The 24,082-nt window shown below is 41.4% G+C and carries 20 protein-coding genes, 1 other RNA gene and 1 other annotated feature (1 of these 22 cut by a window edge); of the genes, 12 read left to right on the top strand and 9 right to left on the bottom strand.

From position 1 onward, the window contains the following. Positions 1-181: a binding site (T-box leader), on the top strand; it begins 55 nt to the left of the window's first position. Between the two features lie 65 nt (positions 182-246). From hisS to M3197_RS11780, 4 genes are all read left to right on the top strand, one after another. After that, positions 247-1,509 carry a histidine--tRNA ligase gene (hisS, locus tag M3197_RS11765; protein ID WP_251661770.1) on the top strand — a complete coding sequence of 421 codons (1,263 nt, stop codon included), beginning with the start codon at positions 247-249 and terminating at the stop codon, positions 1,507-1,509. A 20-nt stretch (positions 1,510-1,529) separates the two neighbouring features. After that, positions 1,530-3,296, top strand: coding sequence for an aspartate--tRNA ligase (gene aspS / locus M3197_RS11770; protein WP_251661771.1), 1,767 nt, complete (start codon positions 1,530-1,532; stop codon positions 3,294-3,296). 88 nt (positions 3,297-3,384) lie between these two features. Continuing rightward, a non-coding RNA gene (ssrS, locus tag M3197_RS11775) (6S RNA) lies at positions 3,385-3,566 on the top strand. 83 nt (positions 3,567-3,649) lie between these two features. Beyond that, positions 3,650-4,420, top strand: a complete 771-nt coding sequence (locus M3197_RS11780; protein WP_251661772.1) for a tRNA threonylcarbamoyladenosine dehydratase — start codon at positions 3,650-3,652, stop codon at positions 4,418-4,420. A gap of 180 nt (positions 4,421-4,600) precedes the next feature. On the opposite strand, the gene M3197_RS11785 is transcribed toward M3197_RS11780, so the two are convergent. The 3 genes from M3197_RS11785 to selD form a co-directional block, all read right to left on the bottom strand. Then, positions 4,601-4,816 carry a hypothetical protein gene (locus M3197_RS11785; protein WP_251661773.1) on the bottom strand — a complete coding sequence of 72 codons (216 nt, stop codon included), beginning with the start codon at positions 4,814-4,816 and terminating at the stop codon, positions 4,601-4,603. A 280-nt stretch (positions 4,817-5,096) separates the two neighbouring features. Then, on the bottom strand, positions 5,097-6,137 hold the full coding sequence (gene mnmH / locus M3197_RS11790; protein ID WP_251661774.1) for a tRNA 2-selenouridine(34) synthase MnmH: 1,041 nt from the start codon (positions 6,135-6,137) through the stop codon (positions 5,097-5,099). Between the two features lie 12 nt (positions 6,138-6,149). Next, the gene (selD, locus tag M3197_RS11795) at positions 6,150-7,193 is read right to left on the bottom strand and encodes a selenide, water dikinase SelD (protein ID WP_251661775.1); all 1,044 of its coding nucleotides are present in this window, start codon (positions 7,191-7,193) and stop codon (positions 6,150-6,152) included. 196 nt (positions 7,194-7,389) lie between these two features. On the opposite strand from selD, the gene M3197_RS11800 reads away from it, so the two are divergent. Then, positions 7,390-8,808 carry an NAD-dependent succinate-semialdehyde dehydrogenase gene (locus M3197_RS11800; protein ID WP_251661776.1) on the top strand — a complete coding sequence of 473 codons (1,419 nt, stop codon included), beginning with the start codon at positions 7,390-7,392 and terminating at the stop codon, positions 8,806-8,808. A gap of 53 nt (positions 8,809-8,861) precedes the next feature. Here the strand turns inward: M3197_RS11800 and ilvA are convergent, their stop codons facing one another. The 3 genes from ilvA to M3197_RS11815 form a co-directional block, all read right to left on the bottom strand. Continuing rightward, positions 8,862-10,175, bottom strand: coding sequence for a threonine ammonia-lyase IlvA (gene ilvA, locus M3197_RS11805; protein ID WP_432813998.1), 1,314 nt, complete (start codon positions 10,173-10,175; stop codon positions 8,862-8,864). A 92-nt stretch (positions 10,176-10,267) separates the two neighbouring features. Beyond that, positions 10,268-11,170, bottom strand: a complete 903-nt coding sequence (locus tag M3197_RS11810; RefSeq protein ID WP_251661778.1) for a diacylglycerol/lipid kinase family protein — start codon at positions 11,168-11,170, stop codon at positions 10,268-10,270. A gap of 23 nt (positions 11,171-11,193) precedes the next feature. Beyond that, positions 11,194-11,637: a MarR family winged helix-turn-helix transcriptional regulator gene (locus M3197_RS11815; RefSeq protein WP_251661779.1), complete on the bottom strand. Its 444-nt coding sequence runs from the start codon at positions 11,635-11,637 to the stop codon at positions 11,194-11,196. Between the two features lie 266 nt (positions 11,638-11,903). On the opposite strand from M3197_RS11815, the gene M3197_RS11820 reads away from it, so the two are divergent. Together M3197_RS11820 and M3197_RS11825 are read left to right on the top strand one after the other, a co-directional pair. Beyond that, positions 11,904-13,616, top strand: coding sequence for a methyl-accepting chemotaxis protein (locus M3197_RS11820; RefSeq protein ID WP_251661780.1), 1,713 nt, complete (start codon positions 11,904-11,906; stop codon positions 13,614-13,616). Between the two features lie 151 nt (positions 13,617-13,767). After that, on the top strand, positions 13,768-14,739 hold the full coding sequence (locus M3197_RS11825) for a proline dehydrogenase family protein (RefSeq protein WP_251661781.1): 972 nt from the start codon (positions 13,768-13,770) through the stop codon (positions 14,737-14,739). A 104-nt stretch (positions 14,740-14,843) separates the two neighbouring features. On the opposite strand, the gene M3197_RS11830 is transcribed toward M3197_RS11825, so the two are convergent. Both M3197_RS11830 and M3197_RS11835 read right to left on the bottom strand, forming a co-directional pair. Continuing rightward, positions 14,844-15,854 carry a DUF1646 family protein gene (locus tag M3197_RS11830; protein ID WP_251661782.1) on the bottom strand — a complete coding sequence of 337 codons (1,011 nt, stop codon included), beginning with the start codon at positions 15,852-15,854 and terminating at the stop codon, positions 14,844-14,846. A 118-nt stretch (positions 15,855-15,972) separates the two neighbouring features. Then, positions 15,973-17,466: a peptide MFS transporter gene (locus tag M3197_RS11835; protein ID WP_251661783.1), complete on the bottom strand. Its 1,494-nt coding sequence runs from the start codon at positions 17,464-17,466 to the stop codon at positions 15,973-15,975. A gap of 301 nt (positions 17,467-17,767) precedes the next feature. On the opposite strand from M3197_RS11835, the gene M3197_RS11840 reads away from it, so the two are divergent. Both M3197_RS11840 and M3197_RS11845 read left to right on the top strand, forming a co-directional pair. Beyond that, positions 17,768-19,666 (top strand): ABC-F family ATP-binding cassette domain-containing protein, encoded by a 1,899-nt coding sequence (locus tag M3197_RS11840; protein WP_251661784.1) that lies wholly within the window; start codon positions 17,768-17,770, stop codon positions 19,664-19,666. 15 nt (positions 19,667-19,681) lie between these two features. Continuing rightward, positions 19,682-20,809: a virulence factor gene (locus M3197_RS11845; RefSeq protein ID WP_251661922.1), complete on the top strand. Its 1,128-nt coding sequence runs from the start codon at positions 19,682-19,684 to the stop codon at positions 20,807-20,809. A gap of 137 nt (positions 20,810-20,946) precedes the next feature. Here M3197_RS11845 and M3197_RS11850 read toward each other — a convergent pair whose 3' ends face one another. Beyond that, entirely contained in the window at positions 20,947-21,600 is a 654-nt protein-coding gene (locus M3197_RS11850; RefSeq protein ID WP_251661785.1) for a hypothetical protein, read from the bottom strand. Between the two features lie 161 nt (positions 21,601-21,761). Here M3197_RS11850 and M3197_RS11855 point away from each other — a divergent pair, with 161 nt between their 5' ends. The 3 genes from M3197_RS11855 to M3197_RS11865 all read left to right on the top strand — a co-directional run bounded on the left by M3197_RS11855 (position 21,762) and on the right by M3197_RS11865 (position 23,837). Further along, entirely contained in the window at positions 21,762-22,199 is a 438-nt protein-coding gene (locus M3197_RS11855; protein ID WP_251661786.1) for a BrxA/BrxB family bacilliredoxin, read from the top strand. Beyond that, positions 22,196-22,978, top strand: a complete 783-nt coding sequence (locus M3197_RS11860) for a class I SAM-dependent methyltransferase (RefSeq protein ID WP_251661787.1) — start codon at positions 22,196-22,198, stop codon at positions 22,976-22,978. The genes M3197_RS11855 and M3197_RS11860 overlap by 4 nt, the downstream gene beginning before the upstream one ends. A 262-nt stretch (positions 22,979-23,240) precedes the next feature. After that, positions 23,241-23,837, top strand: a complete 597-nt coding sequence (locus M3197_RS11865) for a YpjP family protein (protein WP_251661788.1) — start codon at positions 23,241-23,243, stop codon at positions 23,835-23,837. Positions 23,838-24,082: the final 245 nt, after the last annotated feature.

A 24,082-nucleotide genomic window follows, 5' to 3' on the forward strand; every position in this document is an offset into this window, starting at 1 on the left:
ACGTGGCTGAAATCCCCCTGCAGACTAACTTGAAGAACAACACCAACGAGACTCTTTACTGAAACGCCTGAGTGGCCTACTAGGTAAGGACGGAGCCGGCCGTTATCCGGATACGAGTGGACGTCATAGACGTCAATTTGGGTGGAACCGCGGAAGCTAATTACAAGCTCTCGTCCCTTGCATACGCAAGGGGTGGGAGCTTTTTTGTATTTCCGTAGAACTGAAACAGATGAGAGGGGCTTACCAATGAAGTTTAAAGTACCAAGAGGAACACAAGACATTCTGCCAGCCGAATCTTGGAAATGGCAAAAAGTTGAACAACTGATCCGTGAAGCTTGTGAAGTCTACCGCTATTCAGAAATTCGCACACCGATGTTTGAACAGACGGAACTTTTCCAACGTGCTGTAGGGGATACTACAGATATCGTATCGAAAGAGATGTATACGTTCAAAGACCGTGGAGATCGTTCCATGACATTACGTCCTGAAGGAACAGCTCCAGTCGTTCGTTCGTTCATCGAACATAAAATGTTTGGCTGGGTTGATCAACCCGTTAAATTGTATTACATTGAGCCGATGTTCCGATACGAACGTCAGCAAGCAGGTCGCTATCGCCAATTTGTCCAATTTGGCACAGAAGCAATCGGAAGTGCTGATCCAGCAATTGATGCTGAAGTGATCTCACTCGCGCTCGAAGTTTACAAGCGTGCAGGTCTAAAGGACATCAAGCTTGTCTTAAATTCACTTGGGGATAAAGAGTCACGTACCGCTCACAGAGATGCGCTCGTTGCGCATTTCACACCACATATCGACGAGTTCTGTTCCGATTGCCAGAACCGGTTAGAGAAAAATCCATTGCGAATTTTGGATTGTAAAGTGGATCACGAGCACCCACTCATGAAAACTGCTCCATCCTTAACTGATTATTTGAATGAGGAATCTCGTGCGTATTTCGAAGCATTGAAAACGTTATTGACGAAATCTGGAATTACGTATGAACTAGATCCAAACTTGGTTCGTGGCCTTGACTACTATAACCACACTGCCTTCGAAATCATGAGTACGGCTGAAGGCTTCGGTGCTATCACGACGCTTTGCGGCGGTGGACGTTACAATGGTTTGTCTGAAGAAATGGGTGGTCCTGCAGCTCCAGGAATCGGTTTCGGAATGAGTATCGAACGCTTGCTGTTAGCTCTAGAAGCAGAGCAAGTGACACTCACGAATGACGATGCTCTTGACGTTTACGTTGTAACGCTTGGTGAAGCGGCGAGGAAAGAAGGTTTCCAAGTACTTCAGCAATTGCGTTCTGCAGGTATCCGAGCGGATATGGACTACCTCGATCGGAAGATGAAAGCGCAAATGAAGTCCGCTGACCGATTACAAGCTAAATGGGTTACGGTAATCGGGGAAGAGGAAGTCGAACAACAAATAGTCCAACTTAAAAACATGACAGAAGGTACACAGCAATCCGTTACCATCACCGAACTAATCGAACTTATCAAAGGCTAATTGAAGAGAGGCAGTGTTGAATGATGCAGCGAACACACTATTGTGGAGAACTAAATGAGCAACAAATCGGTCAAGAAGTAATGTTAAAGGGATGGGTTCAAAAACGTCGTGACCTCGGGGGACTAATCTTCGTGGATATGCGTGACCGTACAGGAATCGTACAAGCGGTTTTCAACCCTGCAATTTCTGAAGACGCACTCGCAACTGCTGAAAAGTTACGGAGCGAATTCGTTATTTCAATTACGGGTAACGTAGTGGAACGTGAAGAACGGACGAAAAACAAGAATTTGAAAACGGGAGCTATTGAAGTTCAAGTGACAGAGCTCACAATTATCAATGAAGCGAAAAACCCTCCGTTTTTAATTGAAGACGACACTGATGTCAGTGAAGAGTTACGTTTGAAATATCGATATCTAGATCTTCGTCGTCCACAATTAGCACGTACATTCAAAATGCGTTCGGATATTACGAAAACAGTCCGTAACTTCTTGGATGGAGAAGGCTTCCTAGAAGTGGAGACACCAATCCTAACAAAGTCGACACCTGAAGGCGCACGGGACTATCTCGTTCCAAGCCGTGTCCATGAAGGTGAGTTCTATGCACTTCCCCAATCACCACAGCTCTTCAAACAGATGTTGATGGTATCCGGTTTTGACCGCTATTTCCAAATTGCGCGTTGTTTCCGTGATGAAGACTTGCGCGCGGATCGTCAGCCGGAATTCACTCAAATTGATATGGAAATGAGTTTCATGTCAATCGAAGAAATCATCGAGTTGAACGAACGTCTTATGCAAAAAGTCATGAATGATGTGAAAGAACTTACTATCGAAGGACCGTTTAAACGAATTACGTATACGGATGCAATGGCACGGTACGGTTCGGATAAACCGGATACACGTTTTGCAATGGAACTCATAGACGTTTCTGAAATTGTTAAGGAAACAGCATTTAAAGTGTTCACTGGTGCTTTGGAAGCTGGCGGCCAAGTGAAATTGATCAATGTAAAAGGTGCTGCAGCAGATTATTCCCGCAAAGATATTGATGGTTTCGGTGAATTTGCAGCGGTTTATGGTGCAAAAGGATTAGCGTGGTTGAAATGTGAGGAAGATGGTCTAAAAGGTCCGATTTCGAAGTTCTTCGAAGGCGAAACTGCTGAAGCACTTAAAACAGCGGCAGATGCACAACCGGGTGACTTGTTATTATTCGCTGCGGATAAAAAATCAGTGGTGGCTGACACGCTTGGTGCACTTCGTATGAAGTTCGGTCGCGAACGAGGACTAATCGACGAAACCCTTTATAACTTCCTATGGGTCACAGACTGGCCATTGTTTGAATACGACGAGGAAGATGGACGTTATTATGCAGCCCACCATCCATTCACAATGCCAGCAGACGTAGAAGAACTTGTATCGAGTCCCGAAACAGTCAAAGCATTAGCGTACGACTTAGTGCTAAATGGTTACGAACTAGGCGGTGGTTCACTCCGTATTTACGAACGCGATGTTCAAGAAAAAATGTTTAAAGCACTTGGATTTACAGATGAACAAGCACGAGAACAATTTGGATTCCTTCTCGATGCGTTCGAATACGGTACGCCTCCACACGGCGGAATTGCATTCGGCCTTGACCGTCTCGTCATGTTGCTTTCTGGTTCTACTAACCTACGTGACACCATTGCATTCCCGAAAACAGCAAGTGCAACTGATTTGTTAACAGCGGCTCCAGACGTTGTTGACCCTAAACAACTGAAGGAATTGCACATCCAATTGGCGGACGAACAAAAATAGGAAATTAGGACTTTTCTGAATTAAACAGATAATTTCATATGCAAATTATTGAATCACAAGAAGTCGTATGATATGATACACCTAACAACAAATCCTGAGGTGTTCGTTATTTGCCAGACAGTTTTGACCGAACACTTCAATCGTCGGGAGTCTAGATTCTTCTTATGATGACATGCCTGTCATGGGACCTCAGAAGTGAGTAGATTGGACACCCACCTGCATCGTGCGGGTTCAAAACGATATTACAAAGACGGCACATTCGGGATTTGTTTCTTATGTGAATGGTCACCTCTCGGCAGTCTTGCTGAGAGGTTTTTATTTGTGAATTACGGAGAAGAGAGGTTGTTAAAAAAATGCTGAATCAGTTTTCAAGAAACGAATTATCCATTGGCAAAGAAGGCGTCAAGAGAATGAGCGACACAACTGTTGCGATATTAGGCGTTGGCGGAGTTGGATCTTTCGCTGCTGAAGCATGCGCACGTAGCGGAGTAGGTAAAATAATTTTAGTAGATAAAGATGATGTAGATATTACCAATATTAATCGTCAATTAGTAGCTTATTTGTCTACTGTTGGACGCTCAAAAGTGGAAGTGATGGTGGAGCGAATTCAAGATATTAACGAAAATTGCGAAATTGTTCCGCTTCATATGTTTTATACGGAGGAGACTGCTGAGCGATTTTTCGAACAAAAGCCGGATTATGTAATCGACGCCTCTGATACAATCAGTTACAAAATTCACTTAATCGAACAGTGTCATAAGCGCGGTATTAAAATCATTTCAAGTATGGGGGCAGCGAACAAAATCGATCCTACCCGATTCCAAATTGCAGATATCTCTAAAACACACACAGACCCAATTGCAAAAGTGATTCGTACGCGTCTACGTAAACTAGGCATCCACAAAGGAGTACCTGTTGTATTTTCAGATGAAAGCCCAATCATTGTCCGTCCAGATGTCGTAGAGACGGTTGGGAAGCCAGATGCTGAAATCCGGAAAGCGAAGATGCCTCCCGCATCAAATTCCTATTGCCCATCCGTAGCGGGCCTTGTCTGTGCAAGCTGGGTATTGAATGACATCACAGCAGATATCCCACTGGAACGCGTGAATGACGCAAAAAAATGAGGGAAGGTGGGGGAGAGTTGACTGGTGATCATAAATCGTAAAATATGATCAAATACTGAGGAAAATGATCATAAATTTTGAGAAGTGATCATAAACTTTTATAAATGATCATAAAGGTAAAAAGATGATCTTAAACCTGAAAAAGTAATCATAAATCCCGAAATCTGCTCATAACACCTTTCAAAAAATCCATTGAATTCGACAAGCTACTTTACCGAAGCTAAAGTACAAAAAAAGTGAAGCGATGCCAATAATTAATCCTTTAACAAGAGAGAATTGGTGACCGATATCGTTTGTTTCTACTAGAAGGTCAAGAATTAAAAGATTTGATTGGTTAAGTGCACTTCGATTAATTGGACTCGTATCTTCTCGTCTACTTAATAACCAACCTGCCATCTTACTGGCAGGTTTTTAGTTTTCGTCTATCATCAAACGCTTGGAATGCTCATAACTGAAAGAATTTGATCATAAAATATGAAAAGTGCTCATAAAACGTGGAAAGTGCTCATAACTCATCAAAAGTGATCATAAAAACTGAAAAGTGCTCAAAAAACAAAAGAAATGATCATAACGTCACAATAATGATCATAAACACGACAATCAGCATCCTGCCACCCAAAAAAACATGCACGCCAAAGGAGTTTAACGACTCTCAGAGGTGTGCATGTTTTCTTTATTATTTCTTCATATACTCCTGTTTCCAAGCCAATACTTTCTCAAATGCCTCGTCCACAGTATCTGCTGCAATTGACACTTTCAAGTTATCATCCACTTTTCCAGTCGAATGCTGATAGCGAGGATCATAGTAATGCTCAAGGAGCAATAGGGTCGCCTTCTCAAAATCGCTTGTTTCCAATGCAATTTCAATTTCCTTCGCAATTGGCACGTGAATCCGGCGCCGTATTTGTTGGAAAGCAGCTTTGAACTCTTCAGGTCGTTTTGTTGGCTTATAGTCTTCCAACGTAATTCTTACGCGTTCTTCAATCGGTAGTTGGATAATTAACTGTCGACTATGTTCCTTTTTATCGAACAAGAAACCAGGCATCGTCACTTTACCAATCCGTTTACTTTCACCTTCTATGAACACAACTTTTTCATCTTTAGTCCGTTTAAGATCATGTAAAAGTAACGATTCAAAGTTTTTCTGATTACTGCCCTCTAAACCAATCTGACCGAAAATTGATCCTCTGTGTCCTGCGAGATGTTCTAAATCGACAATAGGTTCACCCGCTTCTGCTAGCTTATGCAATATCACTGTCTTGCCTGAACCGGTATAGCCATTTAACACAATCAGCTCAGGTGTATACTCAATATTTGCAAGCTCCTCTACCACCCATTGGCGATAAGTACGAATGCCACCAGTCAACCTGTGAGCATGGATTCCCATTAGATCGAGAACTGTCGCAGCTGTTTTACTACGCATTCCTCCGCGCCAACAAAATACGGTCATAGACGTATCTATTTTTTCAAACTCAGCTATGAAGGCAGGTAGTTTTTCAGCAAATATCGCAAGTCCTCGCTTTTTTGCTTCTGCCTGACCGACTTGCTTATAAATCGTACCAACTTCTGCCCGTTCTGCATCATTAAAAACAGGAATATTCAAGGCTCCTGGAATACTTGCTTCTGCAAATTCTTTAGGAGATCGGACATCGATCATTGTATGGGGCTCTTTTGCGTGGAGGCCCATTAATTCCCGTAGTGTTATATCACGAAACATACATGCACCTTCTTATTGGACAGAAATGTGTCCCGGATTGTCAGACGTAACTGTACCAATTTGTTTTGCGTCCACACCATTCTTCTGTAGGGAAGCTAGTAATTCATCCGCTTCATTAGGAGAAACCGCGATTAGCAATCCACCAGAAGTCACAGCATCACACAAAATCCATTGGTCGATTTGGTCTAAGTGACTCGCAAAAGTAACATCATCTTCAAGGTGCGCAAAGTTATTTTTGGTTCCACCTGGAACGTGACCACCTTCAGCTAATTCTTTAGCGCGTGGAAGAACCGGTACAGCATCTGCCTTCAACGTGATGCCTGCATTGCTACCTTTCGCCATTTCAGAAGTATGCCCAAGTAGACCGAATCCAGTCACATCTGTAACCGCATGAACGTCAAAATCTGCCATTGTCTCAGCAGCCGTTTTATTCAGTGTAGTCATGACAGACGTAACGTGCTTAATTTCTTCATTAGATAGCTTGCCATGTTTCAGTGAAGTCGTGTAGATACCTACTCCAATTGGTTTTGTAAGAAGGAGAACATCCCCAGGAATAGCACCAGCATTTGGTCGGATTTTGTCTGGGTGCACCGTGCCAGTCACAGCAAGACCGAACTTCGGTTCCTGGTCGTCAATGGAGTGTCCACCAACAAGTGTAACGCCTGCTTCTTTTAATTTGTCAGCTGCACCGCGTAGAATTTCTGTCAAAATAGTTTTGTCTAGTGCCGCAATAGGGAATGCAACTATATTAAGGGCAGTTATAGGAGTCCCTCCCATTGCGTAGACATCACTGATTGCGTTTGTAGCCGCAATTTGACCAAAGTCATATGGGTCATCTACGATTGGTGTGAAGAAATCCAGTGTTTGCACGATTGCAAGTTCATCTGTTAACTTGTAAACACCCGCATCATCACTTGTATCCAATCCTACCAAAAGGTTTGGATTTGGTGTTGCGGTAGGGAGTGTGCGCAAAACCTCAGCTAAATCCGCTGGTCCAATTTTGCAGCCACAGCCGCCTTTTTTTGTAAGTGTCGTCAGTTTAACTGTTGTTTCCATGAATACGTCGCCTCACAATTCTTGTTTTGTTCAGTAAGCCGAAAAAGCTTGCTATCGTTCAGTTTATCACAAAACGCCAAGTTTTCTGTTGTGGAGCATTCGAAAAGAGACAACAACCGACATAACTTATTTATATGGCTTCTTGAGAGGCGCCCTGAAATGATAAATAGTATCGATTTTGAAGGAGGAATTTTTAATGGAAAGCTATGAAATGATTATTGGAAAACAGGACTTTGGTGAAAAATTAGAGAAAATCATCGTAGTCAATCCATTCACGCAAGAGAAGATTGCGGAGGTCCCTAAAGGAGGAAAGGAAGAAGCGATACGAGCTGTGGATGAAGCCTCTAATGCTTTTCAAGAATGGGCTAACTTTTCTGCGTATGAACGTAGCGAACTACTAATGAAATGGCATGACTTAATTGAACGCGACAAAGAGGACTTAGCGAAAACGATGACTCTAGAACAAGGGAAGCCAACAAAAGAAGCTGTGGGTGAAATCGATTATGCAAATGGCTTTAACAAGTGGTACGCAGAAGAAGGGAAGCGCCTTTATGGGGAAACAATACCTGCCACTCAACAAAATAAACGTATGTTTGTTACCAAACAACCAGTTGGGGTTGTTGCAGCTATAACACCATGGAACTTTCCAGCTGCGATGATTACACGAAAAGTGGCACCAGCGCTAGCGGTGGGCTGTACAGTCGTCATAAAGCCATCACGAGAAACACCGCTCACGGCCATTAAGCTCGGGAGACTTGCTTTGGAAGCAGGAATTCCCCAGGGAGTAGTAAATATTGTAACTGGAGACTCCAAAACAATTAGTGATGCATGGCTTGAAGATGGTCGTGTTAAAAAGATTACATTCACGGGATCTACAGAAGTCGGCCGAGAGCTCATGAAGAAAGCGTCAGATTCTGTGAAAAAAGTGTCGCTTGAATTGGGAGGCTTAGCCCCAGCAATTGTGATGGAAGACAGTGACCTAGAGAAAGCAGCGGAGGGTGTCATTGCCACGAAATTTAGAAATGCAGGACAAACATGCGTCTGTGCCAACCGTGTCTACGTGCAGGAAACGATTGTCGACGAGTTCACAAAAATATTTAAGGACAAAGTAAAATCCTTGAAAGCGGGAGATGGTCTAGCAGATGGTACCCAAATTGGACCATTAATCGATGAAAAAGCGGTTAAAAAAGTAGAGCTACATGTAAAAGATGCGTTGGATAAAGGAGCGCAATTGGCGACAGGTGGTCAAAGGATAGAAGGTCTCATTTATGAACCAACTGTGCTAACAGGTGTGACTGAAGATATGTTGTGTATGAACGAAGAAACATTTGGTCCAGTTGCACCGATTTCCATATTTAAAACGGAGGAGGAAGTGATTCAACGGGCGAATGATACAATCTATGGACTAGCGGCCTATTTATTTACCGAAAACCTTAGCAGAGGAATCCGAATGAGTGAACAGCTTGAATATGGCATTGTGGGTCTGAATGACGGTTCTCCATCATCACCACAAGCACCATTTGGGGGATTCAAGCAGAGTGGTTTAGGCCGAGAAGGCGGTCACCACGGTATCGACGAGTTTGTAGAGGTCAAGTACATTTCAGTCGGATTGTGAGAACCAAAAAAAACAGGCAAAGCCAAAAGGGCTCTGCCTGTTTTCCTATTCCACTAAATTAACAAATCGAACAGCGTACTGTCATTATTCACTTCAGTAAATGAGAATCCATTCGAACGCATACGGTCTACCAAGCCGCCATAATCCTCAGGATGCTTCAGTTCGATACCCACGAGTCCTGGACCGTTTTCTTTATTGTTTTTCTTCGTATATTCGAAAGTTGTAATATCATCATTTGGACCGAGAACATTATCTAGGAATTGTCGTAACGCACCCGCACGTTGTGGGAAATTTACAATGAAATAATACAACAGTCCTTCATGGATTAAAGACTTTTCTTTGATTTCCTGCATCCTTCCGATATCGTTATTCCCGCCACTTATGACGACGACAATCGATTTCCCTTTAATTTCTTCTTTATAAAAGTCGAGTGATGCAATTGGGAGTGCACCAGCCGGTTCTGCGATGATTGCGTGCTTATTATACAATTCGAGAATGGCTGTACACACCTTACCTTCAGGAACTGCTACTATTTCATCGACCAATTCGAAACAAATATTAAAAGTCTTATGACCGGGACACTTCACAGCAGCGCCGTCAACAAACTTATCAATTGTAGGTAACGAGATTACCTTTCCCTTTTCAAAGGAAGCTTTCATGCTGGCTGCTCCAGCGGGCTCCACGCCAATCATCCGGGTTAACGGAGATAGGTTTTTAATGTACGTGCTCATACCAGAAAGGAGACCGCCGCCCCCAACACTTGAAAAAACAAAATCAATAGGTTCTTCTATATCATTCATAATTTCAACAGCGACCGTAGCTTGACCAGCGATAATGTCGAAATCATCAAAAGGATGAATGAATATTCGATCTTCTTCATCGGTACAATGCTTGGCACTTGTAAAAGAATCGTCAAATGTATCTCCTGTTAACAGAATTTCAACAAATCCTTTACCGAACATTTTTACTTGGTCCACTTTTTGCTTAGGAGTAGTTAAGGGCATAAAAATCTTCCCGTCAATTCCAAGTTGTGCACACGCAAACGCGACACCTTGAGCATGATTGCCAGCACTGGCACAAACAATGCCTTTTTCCAATGCGTCGGATTCGATCCGTTTAATTTTGTAATAGGCCCCTCTCAACTTGAAAGACCGAACGTGTTGCAAATCTTCTCGTTTAATGTAAACGGTACATCCATACTCTTCTGACAACCGTTCGTTTTTTTGAAGAGGTGTATGCGCCACGATATCTTTTAATACCTGATTAGCAATTAAAATGTCTTCGATACCTAAATTTTTCTTTTCTACTTCTTGAACGTTTGTCAATGGGTGAACCTCCTCAACACTAGCATTTTTCAATACTAACATGTGTTGGAGGAGATATACAACCACTTTGTCTAAATAGTTAGAACTTTTAGTTCGATAATAATATGTAAGCGTTTTCTTTATAAAAATATATGTTATTCACTTGTGTCTACAAGTTGTAGTGCTTCTGATTGTAATCGAATTGTAAATCGAGGGGCATGAATAGGTTCACCATCTAAGATGAACAAGATGTCCCGATTAGCTTGTAACGTAACAATAGAACCTGTTAAATAAGTGATTGAAGGGCTGTGAATCGGATTTCCATGAAGAAGTTTTGGAAACAAACGAAGCAGCAGGGAAGACCTGTTTGCTGTATGTGCAATGGTGATATGCATCAGGCCATCATTTGTTAGTGCATCCGGACAGACTCTTAAACCCCCTCCGTAAGAAGGGGTATTGCCGACAGCAATCAGCCATGTACGGTGCCAAAAGTATGGTTTATCATCAATCGACACATTCACTTCAAATGGTGTAAAGCTGCTTATCGTATGGATAGCTGCAATCGGGTAGGCAAGACCGCCTAATCCAAATTTGTTTAGAAGCGATTTGTAAAAAGAACGGTTAGCTTTTTCGCCGATTTCTGCATCTATTCCAGCAGCGGCAATGGTGATTCCAAGTTTCCCATCTACATCGAGTAAATCGATTTGTTGGGTAGAAAAATCTAAGAGTCTCTCAAAGAAAACAAGCGGATTACGAGTAAGGTGAAAAGCTCTCGCAGCATCATTCCCGGATCCTGCTGGCAGAATGGCAAGTGGGATGGAATGTTCTGATGCAAGTTGGACAATAGATCCAGTCGTTCCGTCACCACCAATGACTACAATTGCTTTTAATGTGCAGCTTCCTATCAGTTTTTTTAGGAACTGATTTGATGCTTCTTTTGAATCACTTAGGAGTGCTTCGTGTGGCATCTTATACTGGATGAACAATTGTTCGACTCGTTGAAATAGTTGAGTTGCTTTTCCTCGACCCGAAGAAGGATTGACAATGATTGCATACATAAATCACACCTCATCCCACAAGTTTAGTTCGAAGGTTTTGTTAGTGCTTCATCAAGCTTTTTATAAATCGCTAACATAGCTTGCTGTTCTTCCGATGAAATATGTGAAAACAACTCTCTGCGTACTTCGATTCCATCATTGTAAGCTTTTTTGACAAGCACTTTCCCAGCTTCGGTAATGGATAGATACTTAGTTCTTTTGTCTTCGTCAGCTTGTCTTCTTTCAATGAGACCTTGTTTTGTAAGCTTCATTGAGAGGTGCGTAAGTGAGGCAGGAGTGAAATTCAGTTTCTTGGCAATATCTGTTGGCCTGCTTTCTCCCTCATTTAATAACTCTTGAAGAACGAGGATATGGGAAATTCCGAGATCGTTGTCAGAGCGCTGTTGCCATTTGACAATCATTTGATAGCTAACTTTTTCAATCGTATGGAGCAGTTCAAAAATATTTTTGTCATTAGTAGTAGTCATAGTGTGAAACCTCCGTGGTAATAAACTTGCTAAGTAAACGATTGCAAGTTGTTAAAAGTAAAAGACTATTCTATCATACCTCAACGTTGATGAAAAACAGAGAAAAATGACTTCAAAAGATAGAAGTTAAATTGAAATACAAATGTGAGTAAAGAGTGAAGTTTGTGTGACGAATTATGTTTGTGTAGTTTTTCACTAGAATCTAGGTTAAAATCAGAGGTAGAAAAGTCCTTGTTAATCGAAATAAGAAAGAGGTATTATGTCTCATGAAGTTAAGAAAGTCATTAACATTTCAGCTTGGCAGTTTAATAATTGGTATTCTTGTTGTCATGCTCGCCATCACGTCTGTAGCCACTTACAAAACGGCATATGACAAACTCTTCGATGCAGCTGGTATCGAAGCGTATGGGTGTGCAAATATTACTACTGGTCTTATTTTACCTAAGGATATGGACAAAGCGCTGGCAGGAGACGCTTCGACTCAAGAAAAAGTGGGAGAACAACTTAACTGGACGACTGCTCATAAAGACATTTTTGAAACGCAATACATTGTCGAGTTAGACGGAACTTTAGTGGCTGTTGATGATCATCTAAAAGCTAAAGGATTCAAGCCAGGAGATAAGTTTAAAGTGGATGATAAAGCGATTGCAATGCTCGCTGATATGAAACATCCCACCTATTCTAAAGCATATAACTTTGCAGGCATGAAACGTTTGTCAGGATATGCCCCGATTTTTAAAGATCAAGATCCATCTAAAGAAGTGATCGCTGTAAGTGTCATTGACTTCGACGCAGGAATTGTCACTTCCCGGACATGGGGAGTTGTTCGAAACGGTATTTTAATCAGTATCGTTCCCTTGTTGCTAGCTGCGCTGTTGACGATTTTCTTACTTCGCAAAAAAACGAAACCGATTTCGCAGCTTATTGATCATTCCAAACAGTTAGCTTCTGGTAATTTAGGAATTGCGGATGTACAAGTTTCGAGTAAGGATGAGGTAGGAGATCTAGCGACAACCTTAAACACACTCGCATCGAATTTACGGAATATGATCGGTACCGTCAAAACTACTTCTTCCAAATTAACAACAAGCATGACCCAAACAGTAGACTCTTTAGAAGAAATGGAAGGGGCCGCTCATATGGTTTCTGAAAATATTAATGAAGCTGCGAGCTCTGTTGTGGATGGCAACGCAAGTGTGAATCAAGTTGCTCAACTAATTCAGGATTTAGCACATGATCTTCACCAAGCAGATGAACGTGCAAAAAAAGCAACATCGATCTCCTCAAACACAATGGTGTTAGCGGAAGAGGGGAGAGCACGGGCAATATCTTTAAGTGATGATATGAAAAAGATTTCTGTTTCTTCTTCGAGTACAAAACTAGCGATTCAAGGACTGATCGATTCGGCGAAAAAGATCCAGACAATCACTGAATCGATTTCTGATATTGCAAACCAAACCAACTTACTAGCATTAAATGCCTCCATAGAGGCGGCTAGGGCAGGTGAGCACGGCAAAGGATTTGCAGTCGTTGCTGATGAAGTGCGTCGTCTTGCAGAACAATCTAACCAGGACGTTCAGGAAGTAGGGCAACTGATTAAGGATATTTCCTCTAGCATTGCAGATGTGGTGCATTCAACAGAAGAGAGTGGAGAACTAATTGAAACCGGATCAGAAACAGTACGCCAAACTGCCCAGACATTAAGTGGTATTTCCACGGCTGTTGAAGATACAGTAGCTGAGGTCTCGGCAATCTCTGAAAGCCTGATGCGAGAAGCGAAGAAATCAGAGGAAGCAGAGCGTTATATACAAATGTTAGCAGATGCACTTCGTTCCTTGGAGGAGATGACTTCGAACATATCAGCATCAGGTGAAGAAACGTCAGCTACGATTAGTGATGTCGCAGAACAATCCAACGAATTGAAACGACTTGCAGATGAATTGGATGCGAGTGTTCAACTCTTTCATTTGATTGAATAAGAAGCAGACAGCTCAATTCACGAATGAATGCGTGAATTGAGCTGAAGTAGCAGTGGAATGAATCGTCTTTCACGTGTCAGATCATGTTGTATTCTTGCGATATATGATATAATGAACTGGTGAAAAATTTTAGTTCTGAGGAGTTATCGACATGCTAAAAGATTTATTTATGGGTCTATCGCAAAACCAGACATTAAACAGCGCAGCAAAAAAATATGGTCTGAAGCTGGGTGCTCAAAACGTAGTTGCAGGAACAAATATTCCTGAAACAATTGAAAGTATTAAGGAATTGAATGCGCACGGTATTTCTTGTACTGTCGACAATCTTGGTGAGTTTGTTTACAATCGCGAAGAAGCAACTGCAGCAAAAAAACAAATTTTAAATGTGATTGAAGCAATTCATGAAAACGGTGTCGATGCCACGATTTCACTGAAACCATCTCAGCTCGGTCTTGATATCGACCAGAGCTTCTGTGAAGAAAATTTACGTGAGATTGTGAGTAAGGCTAACGAATACGATATTTTTGTCAACTTTGATATGGAAGACTATGATCGATTAAAGCCTTCATTTGACTTGCTAGATGATTTATCTAAAACGTACAAAAATGTTGGTACAGTCATTCAAGCATACTTTTTTGAAGCAGAAGACTATATGAAGCAACATAAAGATTTCCGTCTACGCATTGTAAAAGGAGCTTATAAAGAGTCTCCTACTGTTGCGTATCAGGACAAAGCGGATATCGATGAAAACTTTGTTAAATTAATTGAATGGCATTTGTTAAACGGAAAGTTCACTTCTATTGCGACGCATGATCACCATGTGATCAATCACGTAAAGCAATTTGTGAAAGAAAATGATATTTCTTATGATAAGTTCGAGTTCCAAATGCTTTACGGATTCCGTAAAGATATGCAACTGGAACTTGCGAAGGAAGGGTACAACTTCACGACGTACGTTCCGTTCGGAGAAGACTGGTACGGCTATTTCATGCGCCGTCTTGCAGAGCGTCCACAAAATATGAACTTGATTGTAAAACAAGTTTTCAACAAGAAGACTAATACATTTATCGGATTGGCTGCAGGTGCATTTGCACTAGGTCGCATTACGAAGCGAACTAAATAAAACATAAAAAGGCTGCTCATAACTTCAGTTAATACTGATGCTTGAGCAGCCCTTTTTGTTTTTAAACTTGTTAGGTTGTTATGTTTAGGTCAGTCGCTCGGTGTTTAATAAACAACAACAAAAAAGTACACAATCATTGCAAGTAATCCGAAGGGGAATCCGAAGCGAGCCCATTCCTTGCTCGTGATGGATAATTTGCCAGCCGCAATAATATTTGGGATGTTACCTGGAATTAGCATACCTCCACTAATAAGTAAGCCCATGAGAATAGCACGGATAGTCGGTTCATTCATGGTTGGTCCCAGTTCGATCGATGCAAGTGTGGCGTTGTCTAAGACAGCGGATATCATGTTGGTCCAATAGAGGACTGTAGGACTTCTTCCTTCTAAAGCAGGACTTAATAACGGTTCAAATCCAGTGCCAAGAAGAGAGAGTGCCATGACAAATATGTATACTTTAACACTTCTAATGACGATAGCGATCCACGATTCTTTTTCTATTTTCTTTTCCTTGCCGCGTTTTATATGAGGAGGAGATATGACAATTCCTGCGATAATTCCAAGAAGGAGAATTGCAGTAATCACATCACTTCCTAACAAGTTGAATAAGTAAAAGAATGATTCGTCTAATCTACTGGTTGCAATGGTCGATAGAGGTTCACCAAGTGGAGTCAAGACAGCCCCTAAACCAATCGAGTAGCAAGATAGAATAACTAAACGAATTTGAGTCCTTCTGTCATAATTGAGCAAGCTGACGATTGACACGAGTAAAACTGCAGCGATGATGGCTGTAATGAAACTAGCTACTAATCCGATACTGATTACAATAAGCGCAACTAAAATCCTGGAGGGCATGAGGCGCTCTGCAAAGCTTATTAGCCGACTGAACGGGTGTTGAAATACACGGAATAGCCAACCTGCGAGCAGGACCGCGCACGTGATTGCAATAGGGTCAGTAACTAAAGCATGAAGCAGCGTTTTGTTCCAGTTACCAGCTATGAAAACTGTAGCGATCCCTAATACGAAAAGATAGAGTTCCAACTGTCGCTCTGCAAAAGTAAATAGGAACGGTCCTAACAAAACAGCGAAAAGCAAAATTAGCAACAAAACGGTCATTATTTATCCCTCACTTTAAATAACGTATCTAGTTATTTAAGTTATGCAGGATTGTTCCGTTAAATAACAGCACAAAAAAAGCGGTTCCCCTCTATGGGAACCACTTTTACTGATAGGATTAATGAACACCCTTCATATAACGAGAAATGATAGGTGAGATGAAGAACACAATAATTGAAAGAACAATGGCAACTCCTCCGATTATTCCGAAATACAGCATTTCAGTTTCAGCGGAATAGAGTTTAACTAGCTGTGCATTCAATGCCTGTGCTGCAGCGTTCGACAAGAACCAAAGGCTCATCGTTTGTGCAGTAAAAGCAGCAGGTGCAAGTTTAGTTGTTGCGGAAAGTCCGACCGGAGAAATACACAATTCCCCGAGAACAAGTGTAAAGATACTAAGTGCTAACCAAATCGGACTTACTAATGCATCAGTACCGCTTATTACACCTGGAAGCAGGATGACGATGAATGAGATACCGGCAAAAAGCAATCCAAGCGAGAACTTGTGAGGGATTGAAGGTTGGCGGTCGCCAAGCTTAACCCAAAGCCATGCAAAAACTGGTGCGAAAATGATGATGAATAATGGGTTCAGTGATTGGAACCATGCAGGCGAAATGTGAATTCCTAAGAAATCCAAGTTTGTTCTTTTATCTGCATACAAAGCTAAAATCGTAGACCCTTGCTCAGCGATGGACCAGAACATAACAGCTGCCAAGAACAATGGAATATAAGCGAGTACGCGTGATTTTTCAACTGATGTTGTTTTAGGACTGCGATACATGATAATGAAATATGCAGCCGGAATGGCGAATCCGAGAATACCGACTAACGTTGTAAATGAATTCAAAGTTAGATATCCAGTTGGAATTGCGATAGCAACTAGAATTGCTAATATAATAACTACAATTCCGACAATTTTGATCGTCTTTTTCTTCTCTGCAGGAGATAGTGGGTTTGCGACATAGGTTCCTGCTAGACCTAAGTTCTTTTTCTTTGTAATTACAAACATAACAAGACCGAGGAACATACCAACTGCAGCCACGCTGAAACCTAAATGGAAATTGTATTCCGTTCCAATAGTGCCGGCAGTGAGTGGTGCAATGAAACTACCGAGGTTGATCCCCATATAGAAGATACTGAATCCAGCATCTTGGCGATTGTCACCTTCTGGGTAAATATCTCCAACCATGCTTGAAACGTTTGGCTTCAGTAGACCTGTACCAATAACAATTAAAGCCATGGATATGAAGAGCATTCCAAGATTTCCTGGGAAAGAAAGGACAATGTGCCCGAGCATTATGAAAATTCCACCTATAAAGACAGAACGCGAGGTACCGAATACTCGGTCCGCCAACCAGCCACCAATGACCCCTGACATGTAAACGAGGGAACCATATAGAGAAACAATTGCAAGTGCGGTTCCTTGGTCAAGCCCTAAACCACCCTTTGATACTTCGTAATACATATAGAAAACGAGAATAGCTCGCATCCCGTAGTAAGAAAAGCGCTCCCAAAATTCGGTGAAGAACAACGAGAACAATCCTTTTGGATGACCGAAGAAGCCTTTTTGAGGAACGCTTTCAACGATTTCATTTTTTGACAGCTGTGACATTATAAATCCTCCTTTTATCTATGAAGAACATAGTACCACTTTTAGTGGTAGTCTGAAAATAATATATTCTAAAATAAAATAAGTCTTATAATGCTGATTTTCTTGACTTTTATGTTTGTTTGAATAGGGTGAATTGATTTTGAAGGTATTTTTAGATAATAATTCCAACTGTCTAGACCGTGTCAGATAGTTAACCCTAAATAGAATCAGTTCTAACACTTGAATGATAAGGCTTTTCCTACAAAAGAATACGAAGATAGGGTATTATGAAAAAAGTAGGTTATAGAATGGAAGTGCTATTATGAGTCAAATGATTATTGAAAACCTCACAAAAACGGTTGGTGAGAAAACATTATTTCGTGCTATAGATTTTACCATTACGTCAGGAGAAAAGACGGGATTACTTGGCATAAATGGGACAGGAAAGTCTACGTTACTTGCGATTATCGCGGGAATCGAAGATGCTGATACAATATCCAAAGATCATCCAAATAATTATCGAATCGCTTATCTACCACAAGATCCGATAATCGATCCATCCCTAACTGTAATGGAAGCTGTATTCCAAAGTGATGCTTCCATTATTCGGTTGAACTTGAATTATGAGCATGCTTTACAAGCACTTACTGAAAATCCAGATTCCGAAGAAAAACAAGCGCATTTTGCGAAGTATCAATTACAGATGGACGAGCAAAATGCATGGGATATTAATACTCAAGCAAGAATGATTTTGTCTAAGCTTGGCATTGAGACGTATGACAAAAATATCAGTGAACTCTCTGGTGGTCAACGAAAACGTGTGATGCTTGCAAAAACCCTCATTGAACCAGCGGACCTCTTGCTTCTGGATGAGCCGACCAACCATTTGGATGTCGCTTCAATCACCTGGTTGCAAGACTTCATCAAGAATTTGTCTGGTGCGGTATTATTCGTCACGCACGATCGGTATTTCTTAGATGCAATTTCAACTTCTATCTTCGAACTTGCAGATAAAACGTTATATGCTCATAAAGGCAACTATGGTGATTATATCGAAGCGAAAGCGCTTCGGGACGAAATGAACGCTGCAACAGAAGATAAGCTTAAAAACCGCTATCGTTCCGAGTTAAAATGGATTCGACGTGGCGCTAAGGCTCGTTCTACAAAACAGAAAGCGCGGATAGGAAGATTTGAAGAACTTGAACAAAAAGTGAAAAGCGGGACCGTGAAAGAAGAGATGGATGCAGGGCTTAAAACTTCACGTTTAGGAAAAAAAGTACTGGAAGCGAAAGGTGTATCCAAATCGTTTAATGGCAAAACCGTCATCCATCAGTTTTCTGCACTCCTTCAATCAGGAGACCGTGTCGCAATTGTTGGCCCAAATGGTGCTGGGAAAACAACATTAGTCAATATGTTTGACGGCATACTAGAACCTGATGAAGGGATCATCGAACGAGGAACGACGGTCAAAATAGCGTATTTCAAACAACATTTACCAGAAATGCAAGGAAAGCAACGCATTATTGAATACATTCGAGAGACTTCTAATGATATCGAAGATGGAGAAGGGAACCGGATTTCAGCTTCCCAAATGCTGGAACGCTTTTTATTCCCAGCATATGCTCATGGGACCCCTATTGGAAAACTTTCAGGAGGTGAAAGAAAGCGCCTGTATTTACTGAAGTTGCTCATGGAACAACCGAATGTCCTGTTATTGGATGAACCGACCAACGATTTGGATTTGGAAACGTTATCCGTTCTTGAAACGTTCATAGATACTTTTCCTGGGGTCGTTTTAACGATTTCCCACGACCGGTTCTTCTTAGACCGAACGTCAACGAAACTTTGGGTACTTGACGGGAAAGGAAATATTGAGACCGTATTCATGTCATACACGGATTATTTAGAGGACGCACGTTTCAAGGAAACTCCAAAACAGATTGCTGAACCGGTTGTGACTGAAGTGAAACCTACTGAACGCATAAAAGAAACACCCGTTAAAAAGAAAGCGACCTATAAAGAAAAACGTGAATGGGAAACCATTGAAAAAGAAATAGAAGAAACTGAGGAAGCCATTGGTACCATGGAAACGGAAATGAGTACGTGTGGTGCGGATTATGATAAGTTAAGTGGTTTGACAAAAAAATTGAACGAGCTCAATGAAAGATACGAATACTTAATTGAACGATGGTCGATTTTAGAAGAATTGATGGAACCTTAAAGGAGGTAGCAAGTGATGAATATTGTATCGATTGAACCGACACCAAGCCCAAATTCCATGAAGATTGTTCTTGATACTGAACTCCCAATGTTGGAAACACACAACTATAAAAAAGTAGATGCTGCAACTGCTCCAGAACCAGTAGCTCAATTATTACAAATTAAAGGGATAAAAGGGATTTATCACGTCATGAACTTCATGGCGATTGAACGAGCTGGAAATGTCCAATGGGAAACCATCTTAGCTGAAGTTCGAAACGTTTTCAGTGAGGGGATTTCAGAACAGACTGAGGGTGAGTCAGAAGCTACGGAACATTTTGGCGAAGTCTATGTCCACGTCCAAACCTATAAGCAGATCCCACTTCAGGTTAAAGTTTTCGATAGCGAGAGTGAACAGCGGTTTCCGTTAAGTGAGCGATTCGTAGAAGCTATGGAGAAAGTTCATAGCGCTGAAGTTGAGAATTATATTCTTCTTCGCAAGTGGGCGGATTACGGGATCCGCTATGGCAGTAAAGAAGAAATAGGAGAAACTGTCGTGAAAGAAGTGGAAGCAGCTTATTCTGAGGAACGTTTGTCTGCAATAGTGAAGAGTTCGCTTCAAGGAACTACGCAGGGTGGTCATACCCGCAAAAAGATTTCATTAGCTGACTTTGAAACGGATGAGTGGGAAACACGTTTCCGGTTACTCGACCAAATAGAAGATCCGACGAGTGAGGACATACCATTGCTCGATCGTGCTATTGCTGATGAAAAGATGTCAATCCGACGACTAGCGACGGTCTACTTAGGAATGATCGAGTCATTAGAGGTCGTTCCATATATTGAGAAAGCATTGCAGGATAAAAGTTGGGCCGTACGACGAACAGCAGGGGATTGTATGAGTGATCTGGGATTCCCTGAATTTGAGCAGGCTGCAATTAAATTGTTACAAGACAAAAACAAACTCGTGCGCTGGCGTGCAGCCATGTACTTGTATGAAACAGGAACAGAAGAATCTTTACCTGCACTCCGGGAAGCATCAGAAGACCCTGAGTTTGAAGTGAAATTGCAAATCAAGATGGCAATTGAGCGCATCGAAGAGGGTGAAGATGCAAAAGGTTCCATTTGGAAGCAAATGACGGAATTGAGAAGCTCTCCAAAGTAAAGGATGATTGCTAAAGAAGATAGACTAAATCAATATGTCTAAAATATGTCATCTTAATGAGTTTTCTGAGCTGCAAGTGAAATGCGCTGAATAAAAAAGCAGTGCCCACTGATGAAAATTCAGTAGGTACTGCTTTTTTATGCATGGGTTGGTATTTCCGGGAATGTAACGAACAGTTTGCCTTCGTTTGAGACGATTTCTGCAATCGTTGTTTCAAACAAGTAAGGACTGTCCGCGTCGTCCTGCTTCTGAACATTTTCATAATCGTTTTTAACAGCGAGTATTGGGAATGTGACAGGAACCGAGCGTCCGCGAACCGTTGCCTTAATAGTTCCCATTAGGAGGAGCTCTTTATGAGAGGCTCCAAAACATAAATTTCCGGATACACGACGATTTTTCCCACTATGAATCTGGATTCCTTGAAGAAGTGATATTAAGCAGAGTAATATATCACTGACTGCGCCAATCTCCAACTTTTCGAAACCACTGTCTGTGAAATAATGGTTGAGTCCATTCCGGATTTCCTTGAAGGAAAAAAGAAGTTGAATTTTCTCTTTTGGCCCTCCTGAACCAAGCCGCCTAATGACGTCATGGGCATGATCGAAATAAGATTTAACCGAGTTCGCATCTGTATCGCGCGTTGTTACAAGTTCCTTTAATGCATACAACACATCAAACCTAGGATTATTACCTGCTAGAGTTAAAAAACCGAGCACATCTTTTTCGTCAAAATTTCTTTGAGTGAAGCGTTCGAAATAATAAGCATTGAGTTGTTGGTATTTAATGTCCATGAAAATTCTCCTTGCGTGTAAAGTCTGTATGTAGTGTATCACAGGTAGAGACTTTTCTGGTTTCAAATGCCATTCGTTTTCATCCGCGAGTTTTCCATGTAGAATAGGAATGATCGGTGTATTGCCTAGAACACCACAGATTATGGAGGAGGCTATTTATTATGAATGCTTACGAGGAATACATGCAAGGCATTGTTCAACCAATGCGCCAAGAATTAGTTACTAGTGGATTTACAGAATTACTAACAGAAGAAGATGTGACAACTGCGATGGAGGAACATAGAGGAACTGCGCTCGTTGTCATCAATTCAGTGTGTGGATGTGCCGCTGGACTTGCTAGACCAGCTGTTCGTGAAGCGTTAAGCCAAGTGGATAAACAACCAGACCACTTATTTACCGTGTTTGCAGGACAGGAAAAAGAAGCCACTGCGCAAATGCGTAATTATTTTCCTGAAGTTCCACCAAGTTCACCTTCCATAGCAATTGTAAAGAATGGAGAACTTGCATACTTCATACCTCGAGAACAGATTGAAGGATTTGAAATGGAACAAGTAAGAGATCACTTGACAGGTGCTCTTAATCAAGTCGCTGTGTCGTGAAACGTGTCCTGATTACAACTGCTGGACGTCCAGATAAGGTAACAGAAACGCGTGCCTTTACTGCGCAACAAACACTCGGTTACGAACGAATTCCACGCAACAAACGTTCAGTGAAAAATCTCATGACCACCAATTCGAGTGATCTCCTAGTAGTAGGAAAAGAACGTTATGAGTTGTACAGACAGTCAATGACTGAACCTTTTTTCTTTCATCCGGATACGGCTACGTTTCGTCTAAAGCGTTTGCTAAAAGGGGAAACAGACCCACTCGTTGAAGTGTGTCAGTTAAAACCAGGTAACTCATTTTTAGATTGCACGCTTGGCTTAGCGACAGACAGTATTGTGGCATCTTTTGCAGTTGGGGCTACCGGTAACGTAATGGGGATTGAGGCAGATCCTGATGTCGCGTTTATCACTGCTTCAGGATTGACTCAATTTGAACCGAAATTCCAAGAATTGAAAGATGCGATGCGTAGGATTTCTGTAGTACAGGATTCAGCACCTGTGTTTTTAAAGGGGCTACCTGATCATTCATGGGATGTGGTCTATTTGGATCCAATGTTCTCACAAACGATCTCTGAGTCAACTAGCTTTGCCCCACTGCGGCATGTAGGGGTTCATGGGAGTCTTACAGAGGAGTGGGCTTCCGAAGCGAGACGTGTTGCTAGGAAACGAGTTGTAGTGAAAGCACATTTTAACGATCCCGTCTTTGAACAATTCGGTTTTACGCAAATGATAAGGCCCAATACGAAGTTCCATTTCGGGTTTATAGAAAAATAAAAAGCCAATCGGTCTCGTTAGAAACCGATTGGCTTTTTTTGAATTAGTGCGTAAAATTTAATGAACTTAAGTATAGGACGAATACCAGCATGCCGATTCCGGCGATTAATTGAACATCCATCTGAGTAACCTCCTTAAAAAACATACACGAACTCTAAAGTTTATTGTACAATGAAATTAGAAAAGAGGGAACCTTTTCGGTTATTTTTCGTACTGTTCAGAAAGCAGTTATTTAAAAATACATAATTGTAGGTGATGGGATATGAAAAAATGGTTACAGCAACTGATGATTATATCAGTCGCATTCGTGACGTTTGGAGTCATTTCTCCAAGTCATGAAATCTGGTCAACGCTTCATGATAAGGAAGATGTAAAAGAAACTGACCAACCTCAGCATACAACGCAGTATGCTGTTCATTTCGATGATCCGTATTTTAATAGACTGAATGCTACTGAAAATTTTCTTACTGAAGAAGACCTTGTAAATGGTGCACACACACTCGCATTTACAAAATTCGGTTCAAAAATCGGTCCGGTTATTGAAGATGAATTTGACGAAGTGATTTTCCCACAAATCGAGCAAGTCATTCGTGAAAAAATTGGTGAACATGTCCAGATGAATCGGAAACTAGCTATTTCAGAACACCCTTCTGGTGGTACGGCTGAAAAAATATTTAACATTAAAGATGTAGATGCAGATAAAAATTTGCTTCTTTTCCACGTGAGAACCGAGAAACGACCACAAGATGGATACTTCTTTAACTTCCATTACCATCTACCTGAAGACGATTATCAAACGCACCACACACTTGGAGATGTTTACTGGTCAAAGAATACACCTCCGAAGTGGCTTTCCTAACAGCAATGGGTTAGGGCTATTACTTAAAAATAGCCCCGCTTTTATCCATAAATTCAGTTGGGCGGTTAAATGTATTGATAATTTTTTCTTCCATTTCTCATAATGCAATTCAATACAAAGCGTGAATCATTTTCAGACGTGTTTCCTAACCGTTCAACAATCGCCATAACAGCTAACACTAATAACTATTAAGAAGGTGTTATGTGAGTGTCTGACACTGTAAATGCATGACTCAGGTAAGTGCG

The sequence above is a fragment of the Sporosarcina aquimarina genome, from assembly GCF_023715615.1.
GTDB classification, from domain to species: Bacteria; Bacillota; Bacilli; order Bacillales_A; family Planococcaceae; genus Sporosarcina; species Sporosarcina aquimarina_A.